Genomic DNA, 15,561 nt, shown 5'->3' on the forward strand with positions numbered 1-15,561 from the left:
TAGCTCTTCCTCTTAATAGAGACGCAGCCCTACTCGGGTCACGCGATTGCCCTCCATCGCGCTGACGACCCAATGGATGCCGTGCCAGTCCACGTCGTCGCCCACCACCGGATGCCCGCCGACCCGCAGCGAGACGAACTCGGCCAGGGTCATGTCCTGCTCGCCGGGACTCAGGGTGAGGCCATAGGCGTCGGCGATGTCGCGCATGAAGGCGTCGCCGTCGAAGGTGAAGGTGCCGAAGAAGGCCCGCTCGCGCTTGAGCTTGGCGTCCCCGTTGAACAGGCGGTTCAGGGCTGGAAGGTCATCGGTGCGGCCGATCACGCAGATCACGTCGCCCAGCCGCAGTCGGGTGCTGCCCTTGGGGTGCAGCATGGCATGCTCACGGAAGAGCGCCGAGATCAGGGCCCCAGAGGGGAAGCGCAACAGCCGAATCGGCACGTCCTCAAGGTCGGCGTTCTCCACCTCGTAGACGAACATCTCGTAGTCGTTCTCCGGCAGGATGCCCAAGGGGCCGCGACGGTTGGGCGTGACGGTGGGCGGCAGCTCGACCTTCATGCGACGCGCCATCCACGGCAAAGAGCCACCCTGGATCAGCAGCGACAGCAGCACCACCGCGAAGGCGACATTGAAGTAGAGCGAGGCGTTCTCTACCCCGCCGATCACCGGGAAAATCGCCAGCACGATGGGCACCGCCCCGCGCAGGCCCACCCAGGCGATGAAGCCGATCTCCCGCCAGCGGAACTTGAAGAAGGGCTTGACGACGATCAGCACCGCCAGCGGCCGGGCGACGAAGATCAGCGCCAGGGCCACCAGCAGCGCCGGCAGCGCATAGTCCATCATCTCGCTGGGCGTGACCAGCAGGCCCAGCACCAGGAAGAGGCCGATCTGGGAGAGCCAGGCCAGGCCGTCGTGCACCGGCAGGATGAAGGCGAGATGGCGCCCGGGGCGGTTGCCGATCATTAGGCCGGCCAGGTAGATCGCCAGAAAGCCGCTGCCGCCCAGAGCGCTGGTCAGCCCGAAGACACAGAAACCGAGCCCGAGGGCCAGCAGCGAATACAGCCCCGGCGCCAGGTCCAGCCAGCTCAACAACCGGGCGCTCAGCCAACCGACGCCGAGCCCGATGAGGATCCCCAGACCGAACTGCTGCACCAGGAAGAGCAGGGTCTCGCCCACCCCGCCGATGTCGCCGACCAGCACCTCCACCAGCATCAGGGTCAGGAAGATTGCCATGGGGTCGTTGGTGCCCGACTCGATCTCCAGGGTGGCGCCGACCCGCTCGTTGAGATTGACGCCGCGCCCGCTAAGCATCGAGAACACCGCGGCGGCATCGGTGGAGCCCACGATGGCACCCACCAGCAGGCCCTGCACCAGGCTCAGGTCGAAGACCCACATGGCGAAGAGCCCCACTAGGCCGCTGGTGATGAACACCCCGAAGGTGGCCAGGGAGAGCGCCGGGCGAAAGCCGACGCGGAAGGTCTTCAGCCGGGTGCGCAGCCCGCCGTCGAGCAGGATCATGGCCAGCGCCAGGTGGCCGATGGAGAAGGCCAGGGAGTAGTCGTCAAACTGGATGCCGAGCAGCCCCTCCTCGCCGGCCAGCATCCCCAGGCCCAGGAAGATCAGCAGCAGCGGCACGCCGGCCATCGAGGAGAGCCGGCTGGCGAGGATACTCAGGGCCAGCAGGAAGCCGCTGAGCAGGAACAGACTGTTGATCGAATCCATGGCCGCCTGCCTTGGCTGCGAGAGGGCAAAGTATCGCATGTCACGCTCGACGCGGCGATTTTCGTTGGCGCCCGCCACTGGCCGTGGCCGACCGCCAGCGGTTAAGCTTGCGCGGCACCATTGACCGGGTACCGCGCATGGCAGGAGTCCTTTCTATGATCCCCCCCGTTGTTCGTCGGCGTCGCTGGCCGATCGTCCTGCTGGTGATCGCCTGCCTGCTGCCGACCGGACCGGCAGCGGCCGACGCCGCATCGGCCGATCCCGACACCCGGGAGGGCTATCTGCCGCTGGGCACCGAGGTGATGGTGCTGGATCTCGAGGCCCTGGCCGATAAAGCGGCGCGCGCCATCGCCGAGCGGCAGGCGATTCGCCGGCGCTACCGGGAGGCCCCCCGGGGGCCGGCGGTCGACACGCCCTCTCGCCCCAGCGTGCCGGCCATCGCCCTGCGCCCGGCGGAGCCGATCGAGCCGCCCCCCGTCACCCCGCTCAGCGTGATGCTGGACTGGACCCCCAGCCCGCGGCATGCCGCGCTGATCGTCGCACGGGAGCGCGGCCTGTTCGCCAGCCGCGGACTGGAAGTCACCTTCTCGACGCCCGCCGACCCGGACGTGCCCATCAAGCTGCTGGCGGCGTCGCGTATCGATCTCGCCCTGGCTCGCCAGCCGCTGCTGCATCTCGGAGTGGATCGCGGGCTGCCGCTGGTGCGGGTCGCCACCCTGGTCGCCATGCCGCTGAGCGCCCTGGTGGTGCGCGAGGACAGCGACATCACCGCGGCGGTCGACCTGGCCGGTGCGCGCATCGGCCATGCCGACGCCGACAGCCGAGACGTGCTGCTCGCGGCCCTGCTGCGCGAGGCCAGCGTGCGCGATGACGAGGTCGAGACCGAGGAGCTGCACTTCCGCCTCGGCGATGCGCTGCGCGAGGGTCGCGTGGAGGGGGTGATCGGCGCCATGCGCCACCTGCTGCCGCGCCAACTGGCCGACGAGGGACTCGCCACCCGCACGCTGACCAGCGAAGCCCTCGGCATCCCGCTGCACGACGGTCTGGTTCTGCTGGCCAACCGCGATCACCTGGGCTCACAGCGCGACGCCATTCGCCGGCTGGTCGAGGCGCTGGAGGAGGCCTCGGCCTGGATCGCCAACCACCCGGAAGAGGCGTGGATGCTGATCGCCACCGCCGAGCCGGGCATCGACACCCCGGTCAACCGTGAGGCCTGGCAGCAGATTCGTCCGCGCCTGAGCCTGAGCCCCGCGGCCCTGGACCAGGGCCGCTACCGTCGCTTCGAGGCGTACCTGCTCGAGACCGGCATCTTGGATGAACGCCATCCGGTCTCCCGACTGGCCGTCGACCCCGGGGCGCTTTCTCGCTAAGCGACCCGCTAACTGCCCCGCCAAGTGGTCCGCACAGTGGCCAACCCCCGCTAGTCTTCCAGCGCCTCCAGGAAGGCGTTGACCGCCGCCTGGAAGGCCGAAGGCTGCTCGGCATGCAGCCAGTGGCCGGCCTCGAGTGTCTGGATCTCTGCCCGTGGCAGCACCGCATGAAGCGCCGGGAGCATCTCGTCGGTCACGTAGCGCGACTGAGCGCCGCGCAACACCAGGGTCGGCCCCTCGAAGGCGCCCTCGCCCGCCGGCTCGCCCATGATCGTCTCGTAGTCGTCCTGGATCTCGTCAAGGCCGATGCGCGGCCTCAGGATGCCCGCCTCGTCGCGTTCGAGGTTGGTAGCGAGAAACAGCCGCACCGCGGGCTCGTCGACGTGCTCGGCGAGCAGCGCATCGGCCTCGCGCCGGTTGGTCGGCGAGCCTGCCTCGACGCGGCGCAGGGCGGCGAAGACGCTGTCGTGGTCGTGCCCGTAGGCCACCGGGGCAATATCGGCGACGATCAGCGAGGCCACCCGCTCAGGCGCCAGCCGCGCCAGGCTGATCACCACCTTGCCACCCATGGAGTGTCCCAGCAGGTGGGCGCGCTCGACGTCGAGGCGATCGAGCAGGGCCAGCAGGTCCTCGGCCATGGCGTCGTAGCCCATCCCCGTCACGTGGGGCGAGCGTCCGTGGTTGCGGAGGTCCACGGTAATCACCCGACGGCGCCGCTGCCACTGCTTGGCGTGGGAGCGCCAGTTGTCGGCACTGCCCAGCAGGCCGTGGATGACCACCAGCGGGGTCTCGTCGCCGCCGGTATCGAGGAAGTGGAGATCGGTGGGCATGAAAGCCTCCTTGGCGTCAGGGGTTCGGGTGCTGGGGTATCCGGCGTCAGAGCATCAGGAAGGCGCGCGCGCCTCGTCCGGCATCACGTCGTCGCGCCCCGTCACCGCCACCAGCCGACGGCTGAGCCAGGCCAGCAGCACGCCGTAGAGCGGCAGGAAGAACGCCAGGCTGATGCAAAGCTTGATCGCGTAGTCGACCCAGGCGATCTCCGGCCAGTTGGCGGCCATGAAGGGATCGGGGCTGCGATGAAAGGCGATGGAGAAGAACGCGAAGGTATCGGCGAGGTTGCCAAGCACGGTGGAGACGGCCGGCGCTACCCACCAGGCCTTGAGGGTGCGCAGCCGGTCGAAGACCTGCACGTCCAACAGCTGTCCCAGCACGTAGGCCATGAAGCTCGCCAGGGCGATGCGGGCGACGAACAGGTTCCACTCGCCCAACGCCTCGAGGCCGGCGAAACCGCCGCGGGGAAAAACCACGGAGACGACATAGGAGATCACCAGTGCCGGCAGCATCACGCGCAGGATGATCGCCCGGGCCGGCTCCTTGCCGAACAGGCGCACGGTGAGATCGGTCGCCAGGAAGATGAAGGGAAAGCTGAACGCGCCCCAGGTGGTATGAAAGCCCCACAGGGTGAACGGCAGCTGCACCAGGTAGTTGCTGGCGGCAATGACCAGGATATGGAAGGCGACCAGCAGCGCCAGGCAGCGCCGGGTCTGGGCCTCGGACAGCACGAACATCACGGCATCCTTTTTTGGGGAGGGGTGAGGGAACCCTCGTGGATCGGCACTCGCGCGTGGCGAGAATGGGCCGCGCATTATACGACCTGGCCGCCACCCTGGCCATGGAAGGGCCCTGCCCACATGAGGACGCCGCCCTAGGGGGCGGCGTCGTGGCATCACAGCTGAGTCGCTCGGAGCTCAGACCTGGCGGGCCTCCTCGGCGGCGCCGACCGAACGCTCCTTCATCGCCTCGTGGACATCCTGAAGACTCGCCGGGTCGTCGATGGTCGAGGGCACACCGAACTCCTGGCCGTCGGCGATGTTGCGCAGCAGCTTGCGCAGGATCTTCCCGGAGCGGGTCTTAGGCAGGCGGTCGACCACCAGCACCTGCTTGAAGCAGGCGATGGGGCCGATCTTCTCGCGTACCAGGCCGATCAGCTCGTTCTCCAGGGTCACCTCATCCCCCTCGAAGCCATCCTTAGGGATCACCAGCCCCACCGGCAGCTGCCCCTTGAGGGCGTCGTGGATGCCGATCACCGCGCACTCGGCCACCGCGGGGTGGGCGCCCACGACCTCCTCCATCTCGCCGGTGGAGAGGCGATGGCCGGCGATATTGATGACGTCATCGGTGCGCCCCATGATGAACAGGTAGCCGTCTTCGTCGAAGTAGCCGCCGTCGCCGGTAAGGTAGTAGCCGGGGAACGCAGCCATGTAGGCACTGTGAAAGCGCTTCGGATCGCGCCACACGCCGGACAGGCAGCCGGGCGGCAGCGGCTGCTTGATCACCACGCTACCCTGCTCCATGGCGCCGGAGGGCTCGCCCTCCCGATCGAGGATCTGCACGTCGAAGCCGGGGACCGGCACCGTGGCGCTGCCAGCCTTGGTGGGCATCGGCTCGAGGCCGTGCAGGTTGGCGGCGATGGGCCAGCCGGTCTCGGTCTGCCACCAGTGATCGATCACCGGCACCGTCAGCAGATCATCGAGCCAGTGGAAGGTCGGCGGATCCAGCCGCTCGCCGGCCAGGAACAGCGCCTTGAGGCAGCTGATGTCGTATTGGGCCATCAGCTTGGCATCCGGATCCTCCTTCTTGATGGCGCGAAAGGCGGTGGGCGCGGTGAAGAAGCTCTTGACCCGATACTCGCTTATCAGCCGCCAGAAGGCTCCGGCATCCGGGGTCTTCACCGGCTTGCCCTCGTAGACCAGGGTGGTGGCGCCGCGCAGCAGCGGCGCATAGACGATATAGGAGTGGCCGACCACCCAGCCCACGTCGGAGGCCGAGAAGAAGACCTCGCCCGGCGCCACGTCGTAGATGGTCTCCATGGAGTAGGCCAGCGCCACGGCATAGCCGCCGGTATCGCGCACCACGCCCTTGGGCTTGCCGGTGGTTCCGGAGGTATAGAGGATGTAGAGCGGATCGCTGCCCTTGACCGGCACGCACTCGGCCGGGATGGCCCGCTCGACCAGGGCCGACCAGTCATGGTCGATCGCCGTGCTCAGCTCGGCCGCGTGCTGCTCGCGCTGCAGGATCACACAGGCCTCAGGCTTGTAGGTGCTCTGCTCGATGGCGGCATCGATGATCGGCTTATAGGGCAGCACCCGGTCGCCCTCGACGCCGCAGGAGGCGGCGATCACGACCTTCGGCTCGGCGTCCTCGATGCGCACCGCCAGTTCGTGGGGCGCGAAGCCGCCGAACACCACCGAGTGGATGGCCCCGAGGCGGGCACAGGCGTACATGGCGACCAGGGCCTCGGGCACCATGGGCATGTAGATCACCACCCGGTCGCCCTTCTCCACCCCCAGATCCCTCAAGGCCCCGGCGAAGCGCGCCACCTGGTCGCGCATCTCGGCGAAGGTCAGGGTCCGCTTGCTGTCGGTGACCGGTGAATCCCAGTAGACGGCCGGCTGATCACCCCGCCCCTGCTCGACATGGTGGTCCAGGGCGGCGTGGCAGATGTTGAGCTCACCGTCCACGAACCAGCGGGCGTGATTCGCCTCGTCGTATTCGAGGATCGTGGTAGGCGGGGTGAACCAGGGAATACGCTTGGCCTGTTCGGCCCAGAAGGCCTCAGGTTGATCGATGGAGCGGCGGAACTCGTCGTGATACATGCGCGTCAGCATCCTGTCAGCAATCGAGGAAAGGGCGTTGATTGTTGACACTCTAGAACATACTGCGCCGCCAAACCTCATACCATCGGCTAATCTTCGACAAAAGGACGAGAAACCTCCCCACTATTGTCAACAACACGCGCGCCACCACCGCCGGACGCGCCCTCGCCTGGGCATCGTTGATCCGGCGTTGGCGTCCAGGCTGCGCTATTATTGCGAATAAGCTGAATCAGAAGGTCTGACGAACGACCGAGCACACCCCCCAGGCGTGGACTCAGGGGATCCTTTTTCACCGCGCAGGCGACCGACCATGGGCGGCGCCTGCAACGCAGGGCACAGATCATGGGCACTACCACCAGAGGTGCGTCAGCACGCCTCCTCGAAGGCGGAGAGGCGGTCATCAACGAGGCCAGCTCCCTACTCAAGGCGATGGCCAACGACAATCGGTTGCGGATTCTCTGCCTGCTGGACGGCACCGAGTTATCGGTGACCGAGCTGAACCAGCGGCTGGTGCTCAGCCAGTCGGCGCTGTCGCAGCACCTGGCGATCCTGCGTCGCGAGAGCCTCGTCACGACCCGCCGCGAGTCACAGACCATCTACTACTCGCTGCAGGGCGAGCGCGCCCGTACCCTCATCGAGGCGCTCGGCAGCCTGGCCCTCGATGGCAGGCCGTAAACGCCGTCAGCGCTTCTGCCAGCGACCGGCGTCGAGCATCTCCAGCCCCCGCTCGACGCCTCGCTCCACCCCCCGCGAGATCCCCAGCCCCAGGCGATGGGAGAGCGTCGGCTTATGCTCCAGTTTCAGGCTGATGACCCGGGCCTCTTGCATGCGCTCGACCAGATAGGCCTCGCTGGTGCCAAGGTCGTCCACCAGGCCCCGCTCGAGGGCATCGCTGCCGTACCAGATCTCGCCGGTGGCCACCGCTTCGATGTCCAGGCCCGGGCGGCGCTCGGCCACGTGGCGCTTGAACAGCTGATGGGTGGTCTCGAGATCCTGGACGAACTTGTCGCGCCCCTCGTCGGTGTTCTCGCCGAAGACGGTGAGGGTGCGCTTGTAGCGCCCCGCCGTGAGCATCTCGACGTCGATGTCGTGACGCTTGAGCAGGCGATGGAGGTTGGGCAGCTGGGCGACCACCCCGATGGAGCCGATCACCGCGAAGGGCGCGGCCCGCAGGTGGTCGGCGCCGCAGGCCATCAGGTAGCCGCCGCTGGCCGCCACCTTGTCGACGCAGACCGTGGTGGAGAGTCCCGCCTGGCGCAGCCGGTCGAGCTCGGCGGCGGCGAGCCCGTAGCTGTGCACCAGGCCCCCGGCCGACTCCAGGCGCAGCACCGCCTCGTCGTTGTCGCCGGCCACCTCGAGCAGCGCAGAGACCTCCTCGGCCAGGCGGCCGGTGGCGCTGGCCTTGATGTCGCCGTGGAAGTCGAGCACCCAGACCGTGGGGCGCGCCCCGTCTTCGCCCTCGCCTTTAGAACCGCCGCGCGCCTGTGCCTTGTCGTCGCGGCGGAAGGCCTTGAGCAGGCCCTTGCGGGCTCCCGGCTGGCTGGCCACCAGCTGCATCCGCCGGCGGCGCTGGCGGCGGGTCTGGTTGAGCTCCTCGAGACGCAGCCGGGTGCGCTCCCCCGTCTCGCCTCGCGCCTTCACGAACAGCGCCGCGCCGAGGCCGACCACCAGGGCCAGGGTCAACAGCTGTGCCACGAACATGCCGAAATCCGTCAGCCACTCGTTCATCGTCCTCTCCGCGTCGACTCGCCCTGATACCATCCTGCCCGGGGCCCTCCCCGAGGCACAAGGGCGCTTGATTCAAACAGGTGTTTCAAATACGCTGACAGCCACGCCATCCTTCCCAAGATGCACCCCCACCACCCAGAAAGGACCCCCGATGTCTGATGCCACCCTCGACAAGCTTAAGCGCCGATTCGATGCCGACGCCGCCAGCGGCATGCACGAAGTCTTTCAGTTCCACTTCAGCGACGTCGGCGATCACTACCTGGTGGTGGACGACGGCGAGCTGGAGGTGCACGAGGGCGAGCATGACGATCCCTCGGTCAGCCTGAGCCTGAGCAGCGAGACCCTCAAGGGCGTGATGAACGGCGAGATCAATGGCATGAGCGCCTTCATGAGCGGCAAGCTCAAGGCGACCGGCAACGTCATGCTGGCCACCAAGCTCTCGAGTCTCTTCCCGAGCTGCTGACCCGGCGCCCGTCAGCCGCGGCCCCCGACCTCCTTGAGATGGGTCTCGATCAGCGCCCGCGAAATGGAGTAGAGCGGGGGCAGCTGGGGCAGGCGCCGCGGACTGAACCAGGCGGCGTCGGCGATCTCGACCCCGTCGATGCGGATGCGCCGGCTGGCGGCCTCGGCGAAGAACCCCAGCATCAGGGAGTGGGGGAAGGGCCAGGGCTGGCTCTTGTAGTAGCTGACCCGCCCCACGCTCAGCCCCACCTCCTCGAAGACCTCGCGACGCACCGCCTCCTCTGCGGCCTCACCGGGCTCGATGAAGCCGGCCAGGGTCGAGTAGCGCCCTGGCGGGTGGCGCGGGCTGCGCGCCAGCAGCAGCGACTCGCCGTGGGTCACCAGGGTGATGATGCAGGGCGAGTTACGCGGATAGTTGCGATGGCCGCACGCTGCGCAGTGCATGGCGAACTCGGCGTCCAGCCGCGACGCCGGGGTCCCGCAGCGGCCGCAGAAGCGATGGTTCTGGAGCCAGGCCGCCACCTGCAGCGAGGTGGCGACCAGCGCGTACCAGGACTCCGGCAGCCGAGCGAGCCACTCGCGGGCCTCCGGCCAGTCCTCCCCCGGCTGCTCCTCCAGCGACAGCGCCACCGGCTCCTCCTGCCACCAGCACAGCGGCTGCACCCGGCCGTGCCAGGGTTGAATGGGCTGCAGGGGACTGTCGTCGGCCCCAGGGGCAATGCGCCCGCGGGCCAGGCGTATCACTCGCCCGGCCGTCGCCTCGCTGGGCAGCTCCCGACGCAGCATCAGCGACTCCCCTCCTCGCCGACGAGCCCGGCATGGGCATCCCAGCGGCACTCCCCGGCGGCCTCGCGAATGCGGCCCAGCTTGGCGTGATGGGCGGCCAGCTCGTCCTCGCCGGGGCGCACCACGCGCAGCTGTCCCGGCGTGAGCGACAGCCGGCGGATGGACAGGCCCTGCTGTTCGCTGGAGGCCCCCTCCGAGGCCGCCGAGGCGTCCAGCGACAGCGCGGTCTGGCCGCCGGTCATCGCCAGGTAGACGTCGGCGAGGATCTCGGCATCGAGCAGGGCGCCGTGCAGCACCCGGTGACCGTTCTCGATGTCGTAGCGCTTGCACAGCGCATCCAGGTTGTTGCGCTGGCCGGGGTGGAGGTCGCGCGCCATCTTCAGCGTATCGAGGATCCGGCAGTGCTCGGCGACCGGGCCGAGGCGCGGCTCGCCGCGGCGCGCGTTGAGCAGGCCGAACTCGTGATCGATGAAGCCCACGTCGAAGGGTGCGTTATGGATCACCAGCTCCGCCCCTTCGATGAAGGACCAGAAGGCGTCGGCGACCTCGGCGAACACCGGCTCGTCGGCCACGCGTTCGTTGGTGATGCCGTGGATGCCCACGGCCTCGGCTTCGATGTCGCGCTCGGGATTGATGAACTGGTGGTAGGAGTTGCCGGTGAGACGGCGGTTGACCATCTCCACCGCCCCGATCTCGATCAGGCGGTGGCCGTCACGGGGGTCGATGCCGGTGGTCTCGGTATCCAGGATGATCTGACGCATGGGGTCTCTCGTCGACTCGCGGGTAACAGGGGATGGAAAAGCCAGGAGCGGGACGCCAGGGGCAGGCGCGGCCGTACACAGTGGGACGTCACGGCGCGAAGCAGCGGGCGCCTTGCCTCACCCCAACGGTTCCTTCTCGCGCAGCGCCTCGCGCGGGGTACGGATTCGGGTGGCGCTGCCAAGGCTCGGCCCCACCAGGGGGCTGGCCAGGTTAAGCCCCGGCCGCTGGGGCTGGACCAGTTGGGTACGGCGCCGGGCGTGAATCATGTAGCTGTCGCCCAGCGGCAAGTTGTGACGCCGCCCGAGGGTCTCCAACATGGCGTTGCGCGGCAGGCTGCCGGGCAGATGGAAGCCGCAATAGTCTACCCGGTCGATCTCGAAGTCGACAAACGCCAGCCAGTCTCCTAGTCGTCCGGGCGTGCGCCAGCGCCCTCGCCAGGGCATGAGCTCGCGCCGCCCCGGCCAGGCGCGCGAGAGCCCACAGGCACTCAGCGGGTACCAGCCGAAGATGATCAGCCGGCCGTCGTCGGCGGTGACGCGGGCCGCCTCCTGCAGCATGTGATGGGGGTCGGGCACCACCTCCAGCAGGTGATGGATCACCACCAGGCTCAGGCTGTCATCGGGCAGCGGCAGGCCATCGGGTGGGCACACCAGGGTCGATTCATGGGCGGCCATCTCGCGGGTCGGCGACCAGCTCAGGGCATGGCGGATCGGGCAGATGTCGCTCAGCACGGGCGCCATGCCGAGTTCCAGGCTGTGCCGGCCGAAGAGGCGCTCGCAGACCGGGCCCAGGCAGGCGCGCTCGGCCCGCCACAGGGCGCGCCCCACCGGCGACGACCAGTAGCGGCGGCCGTCCCGTACCAGCTGCGCCAGTCCATGAAGATCCCGCGAATTTGACATAACGCCCTTATCCCTCCACAGTGCCGTGTTTTGCAAGCCATATCGCAACGAATCGCGGCAGCGTCTGGGAACGCCTCCGTCAAGGATCCTGAGCCATGTTGAGCGTGACACCGATCCCCGCCTTTAGCGACAACTATATCTGGCTGCTGCGCCAGGATACGAGCCAGGCCGTCTGCGTGGTGGACCCGGGCGATGCAACGCCGGTGATCGAGTGGCTGGAGCGCGAGGGCCTCGAGCTCGGCGCCGTGCTCATCACCCACCACCACCCGGATCATACCGGCGGCCTGCGCGAGCTGATCACGCGCTACTCGCCGCGCGTGATCGGCCCGGCCAACCCTGCCATCGACGGCATCGACGAGCGGGTCGGCGACGGTGACGAGGTGCGGGTGATGGGTCGGCTGTTCGAGGTCTTCGCCCTGCCCGGCCACACCCTGGATCACATCGGCTTCTTCACGGCGGGCATCCCGCCGCTGCTGTTCAGCGGCGACGTGCTCTTCAGCGGCGGCTGCGGCCGCCTCTTCGAGGGGTCGCCCGAGCAGATGCATGAGTCGCTGTCGCGCCTGGCGACCCTGCCGGAGGAGACCCTGGTCTTCGCCGCCCACGAGTACACCCAGGCCAACCTGGCCTTCGCCCGCGCCGCCGACCCGGACAATGCCGACGTCCAGACGGCCCAGGAGGAGTGCCGCCGCGCCCGCGAGCTCGATCGCCCCACGCTGCCGAGCACCCTCGGCCGTGAACGTCGGATCAACCCCTTCCTGCGCTGCGATTCGGCCGGCATCCGCCAGGCCGCCGCCGCCCATGGCGACACCGACACCAGCCTGGCGACCTTTACCACGCTACGCGCCTGGAAAGACGACTTCTGAACGTTCTGATGACAGACGTTTTCAGGCCTGCCCCCTGGGGCAGGCCTTCGTATGACCTGGAGATCACCTCTCGATGACCTACTACACCTCACGTCGACGGATCCTGGGCTTCACCAGCTGTCTCGCTCTCATGGGTTCACTGATGGTCGCCGGCAACAGCCATGCCTCGACCTCGACACCCGGGAGCGCCTTCAAGGATGATTCGGCCAGCCAGAAGGCCCGACCCGCCCCCCTGCCCACCAGCCTGCATTTCTGGGATGCCCTGGCCCTGGAGCCCCAGGACGCCTGGTCGCGACTCAGCGAGGCCTTCCAGTGGCAGGCCGACGCCGACCATCCGCGCGTCCAGCACTGGATCGAGCACTACCGCCAGAGCCCGCACAACATCGCCGAGATCACCGAACGGGCTCGGCCGTGGCTCGCCTGGATCACCGAGCGCGTCGAAGAACGGCAACTGCCCGGCGAGATCGCCCTGATCCCGTTCATCGAGAGCTCGTTCGATCCCACCGCCCGCAGCCATGTTGGCGCGACCGGCCTCTGGCAGTTCATGCCCGGCACCGGCAACGCCCTGGGCCTGCACCGCGGCGGCGGCTACGACGGTCGCCTCGACGTGGCGCGCTCTACCCACGCCGCCCTGGACTACATCGAGATGCAGGCCGACCAGTGGTACGAGGGCGACATCGAGCTCTCCCTGGCCGCCTATAACGCCGGGGCCGGCAACGTGAACCGTGCCCGCAGCGCCGCGCTCGCCCAGGGCAAGGCCGGCAGCTACTGGGATCTCGACCTGCCGCGGGAGACCATGGCCTACGTGCCCAAGCTGATCGCCATCTCGACGATCATCGCCGACCCCGAGCGCTACGGCGTCGCGCTGCCCGAGATCGAGGCCGAGCCGGCCGTGGCCGAGGTGCCGGTGACCCGCTCCCTGGCGCTCGGCGAAGCCGCCCAGCTCGCCGGCGTCTCCCGCTCGGAACTCGAAGAGCTCAACCCCGGCCTGCTCGGCAACCGCGCCGACCCGCGCCGCGTGACGCGCCTGCTGGTGCCCGCCGAGAGCGCCACCCAGATGGTCGCCCGCCTGCGCAGCGACACCCCCGACCGCGCCACCGCGCTGGGTCAAAATGACGTCTACGTGGTGCGCCGCGGCGACAGCCTCTCGGCGATCGCCTCGCGCCACTCTGTGACCCTGGCCGAGCTGGCCCGCTGGAACGGTATCGAGCGGCCCGATGCTTTACAACCGGGGCAACAGCTGACACTTTCCGGTAGTTGATGACCGGGGCCACGGCCCCGCCCTGCTACAAGGATGCTGATCGATGCGACACGCTGCCCCTGGCCTGGGCCTGCTGCTGGGTGCCCTGCTCGGCGGGCCGGCCCTGGCGGCCGCGCCCGCCGAGGTGCCGACCGTGCAGGGCCTGGCGCTCTACGGCGACCCGGCCCTGCCCGCCGACTTCCCGCACCTGCCCCATGCCGACCCCGAGGCCCCGACCGGGGGCAGCCTGGTCCGCTCGGCCATCGGCAGCTTCGACTCGACCAACCCCTTCATCATCCGCGGCACCCCGGCCACCGGGCTGACCGAGATCTACGACACCCTGCTCGCCCAGAACCCCGATGAGCCCTTCTCGATGTACGGGCTGCTCGCCGAGGGCGTGCGCCTGGATCCCGATCGCCAGTGGATCGAGTTCGACCTGCACCCCGAGGCGCGCTTCCACGATGGGCACCCGGTCAGCGCCGAGGACGTGATCTTCAGCTTCAAGACGCTGACCGAGCAGGGCCAGCCCTTCTACGCCGCCTACTACGCCGACGTGGTGGAGGTCCGCGCCGTCGATGACGACACCGTGCACATCGACCTGGCCGACAGCGAATCCCGGGAGCTGCCGCTGATACTGGGCCAGCTACCGATCCTGCCGGCCCACTACTGGGAGGGGCGGGACTTCGAGGCGACCACCCGGGACGCCCTGCTCGGCTCGGGCCCCTACCGCATCGCCACGGTGGAGCCGGGACGCCGCATCGTCTATGAGCGCGTGGCGGACTACTGGGGCAAGGACCTGCCGGTGAACCGCGGGCGCCACAACATCGAGCGGCTGGTCTACGACTACTACCGCGACCAGACCGTGGCCCTTGAAGCCTTCAAGGCCGGCAACCTCGACCTGCGCATCGAGACCAGCGCCCGCAACTGGGCCACCGCCTACGACTTCCCGGCCCTCGACGGAGGCTTCGTGAAGCGCCTCGAGGTGCCGGACGGCCAGCCCGCCGGCATGCAGGCCTACGTGATGAATTTGCGTCGCGAGACCTTCCAGGACGTGCGCGTCCGCGAGGCGCTGAACCTGGCGTTCGACTTCGAGTGGCTCAATCGCAACCTCTTCTACGGCGCCTACGAGCGCACCGAGAGCTACTTCGCCAACTCCGAGATGGCCGCCGAGGGCCTGCCGAGCGAGGCCGAGCTCGAGCTGCTCGCGCCTCATCGCGAGGCGCTGCCGGACGAGGTCTTCGAGGCGCCGCTGCCTATCGAGCATCCCGAGGGACTGCGCCCCCGGCTTGGCAGGGCGCTCGAGCTGCTCAACGAGGCGGGCTACGCGGTGCGCGACGGCGTGATGACCGAGCTCGACAGCGGCACGCCCCTGCGCCTGGAGGTGCTGCTCTTCGACACCCAGTTCGAGCGGGTCGTGCAGCCGCTGCTGCAGAACCTCGAACGCCTCGGCATTCAGGGCGATATCCGCATCGTCGACGTCAACCAGTACCTCAACCGGCTGCGCAGCTTCGACTTCGATATCATCGTCGGCAGCTTCCCGCAGTCGGCGAACCCCGGCAACGAACAGCGCGACTTCTGGACCAGCGAGTTCGCCGACGTGCCCCAGAGCCGCAACCTGATCGGGCTCAGCGACCCGGTGATCGACGAGCTGGTCAGCGACCTGATCGCCGCCGACTCCCGGGAGGCGCTGGACACCGCCGCCCGGGCGCTCGACCGGGTGCTGCGCTGGGGCTTCTACGTGATCCCCCAGTGGCACCTGGGTCAGACGCGGATCGCCCTGTGGGACAAGTTCGGCTGGCAGGAGCCCTTCCCCACCTACGGACTGGATCTTCACGCCTGGTGGGTAGACCCCGAGCGCGGCGGCGAGATCGAGGCCCGCCAGCGTAATCGCTGACGGCCGGAGGGAGTCGGCCGCCAGGATAAGGCTGTGCCTGCGCCTACTTGGCCAAATGAGCGCCGGAGGCAAGGCAAAGCGAGGGTCATTTTGCCAGGGGTGAGGAGGATTCCTCCGAACGGGCTGGCCAAGGAAGGCCAGCACCGGCCCTGCAAGCGAAGCAGGATGCGAGAGCGCCGCAG

General features: G+C 68.6%; 14 protein-coding genes. 6 read left to right on the forward strand and 8 right to left on the reverse strand.

The window, feature by feature from the left end; translation table 11 throughout:
• Positions 1-12: 12 nt before the first annotated feature.
• Entirely contained in the window at positions 13-1,719 is a 1,707-nt protein-coding gene (locus tag ABE957_RS05705) for a potassium/proton antiporter (RefSeq protein ID WP_349757716.1), read from the reverse strand.
• A 155-nt stretch (positions 1,720-1,874) separates the two neighbouring features.
• On the opposite strand from ABE957_RS05705, the gene ABE957_RS05710 reads away from it, so the two are divergent.
• Entirely contained in the window at positions 1,875-3,089 is a 1,215-nt protein-coding gene (locus tag ABE957_RS05710; RefSeq protein WP_349757717.1) for an ABC transporter substrate-binding protein, read from the forward strand.
• 50 nt (positions 3,090-3,139) lie between these two features.
• Here ABE957_RS05710 and ABE957_RS05715 read toward each other — a convergent pair whose 3' ends face one another.
• From ABE957_RS05715 to ABE957_RS05725, 3 genes are all read right to left on the reverse strand, one after another.
• Positions 3,140-3,919 carry an alpha/beta fold hydrolase gene (locus ABE957_RS05715; protein ID WP_349757718.1) on the reverse strand — a complete coding sequence of 260 codons (780 nt, stop codon included), beginning with the start codon at positions 3,917-3,919 and terminating at the stop codon, positions 3,140-3,142.
• 54 nt (positions 3,920-3,973) lie between these two features.
• On the reverse strand, positions 3,974-4,657 hold the full coding sequence (locus ABE957_RS05720; protein ID WP_349757719.1) for a 7-cyano-7-deazaguanine/7-aminomethyl-7-deazaguanine transporter: 684 nt from the start codon (positions 4,655-4,657) through the stop codon (positions 3,974-3,976).
• A gap of 180 nt (positions 4,658-4,837) precedes the next feature.
• Positions 4,838-6,745, reverse strand: a complete 1,908-nt coding sequence (locus tag ABE957_RS05725) for a propionyl-CoA synthetase (protein ID WP_349757720.1) — start codon at positions 6,743-6,745, stop codon at positions 4,838-4,840.
• Positions 6,746-7,087: 342 nt separating this feature from the next.
• On the opposite strand from ABE957_RS05725, the gene ABE957_RS05730 reads away from it, so the two are divergent.
• Positions 7,088-7,420, forward strand: a complete 333-nt coding sequence (locus ABE957_RS05730; protein WP_349757721.1) for an ArsR/SmtB family transcription factor — start codon at positions 7,088-7,090, stop codon at positions 7,418-7,420.
• 6 nt (positions 7,421-7,426) lie between these two features.
• Here the strand turns inward: ABE957_RS05730 and sohB are convergent, their stop codons facing one another.
• Complete coding sequence (gene sohB, locus ABE957_RS05735) at positions 7,427-8,473, reverse strand: protease SohB (RefSeq protein ID WP_349757722.1); 1,047 nt, start codon at positions 8,471-8,473, stop codon at positions 7,427-7,429.
• A 151-nt stretch (positions 8,474-8,624) separates the two neighbouring features.
• Here sohB and ABE957_RS05740 point away from each other — a divergent pair, with 151 nt between their 5' ends.
• Complete coding sequence (locus tag ABE957_RS05740; protein ID WP_349757723.1) at positions 8,625-8,936, forward strand: SCP2 sterol-binding domain-containing protein; 312 nt, start codon at positions 8,625-8,627, stop codon at positions 8,934-8,936.
• An 11-nt stretch (positions 8,937-8,947) separates the two neighbouring features.
• Here the strand turns inward: ABE957_RS05740 and nudC are convergent, their stop codons facing one another.
• From nudC to ABE957_RS05755, 3 genes are all read right to left on the reverse strand, one after another.
• Positions 8,948-9,721, reverse strand: coding sequence for an NAD(+) diphosphatase (gene nudC, locus ABE957_RS05745; protein ID WP_349757724.1), 774 nt, complete (start codon positions 9,719-9,721; stop codon positions 8,948-8,950).
• Entirely contained in the window at positions 9,721-10,482 is a 762-nt protein-coding gene (gene dnaQ, locus ABE957_RS05750) for a DNA polymerase III subunit epsilon (protein ID WP_349757725.1), read from the reverse strand. Before dnaQ ends, nudC begins: the two co-directional genes overlap by 1 nt.
• Before the next feature lie 117 nt (positions 10,483-10,599).
• Complete coding sequence (locus tag ABE957_RS05755; RefSeq protein WP_349757726.1) at positions 10,600-11,382, reverse strand: class I SAM-dependent methyltransferase; 783 nt, start codon at positions 11,380-11,382, stop codon at positions 10,600-10,602.
• Between the two features lie 95 nt (positions 11,383-11,477).
• On the opposite strand from ABE957_RS05755, the gene gloB reads away from it, so the two are divergent.
• From gloB to ABE957_RS05770, 3 genes are all read left to right on the forward strand, one after another.
• Positions 11,478-12,245 (forward strand): hydroxyacylglutathione hydrolase, encoded by a 768-nt coding sequence (gloB, locus tag ABE957_RS05760; RefSeq protein ID WP_349757727.1) that lies wholly within the window; start codon positions 11,478-11,480, stop codon positions 12,243-12,245.
• A 73-nt stretch (positions 12,246-12,318) separates the two neighbouring features.
• Positions 12,319-13,506: a transglycosylase SLT domain-containing protein gene (locus ABE957_RS05765; protein WP_349757728.1), complete on the forward strand. Its 1,188-nt coding sequence runs from the start codon at positions 12,319-12,321 to the stop codon at positions 13,504-13,506.
• Between the two features lie 43 nt (positions 13,507-13,549).
• A complete protein-coding gene (locus ABE957_RS05770; RefSeq protein ID WP_349757729.1) occupies positions 13,550-15,379 on the forward strand; it encodes an extracellular solute-binding protein in 1,830 nt (609 codons plus the stop codon).
• Positions 15,380-15,561 lie beyond the last annotated feature (182 nt).

The sequence above is a fragment of the Halomonas pelophila genome, from assembly GCF_040196315.1.
Lineage (GTDB): Bacteria > Pseudomonadota > Gammaproteobacteria > Pseudomonadales > Halomonadaceae > Halomonas > Halomonas pelophila.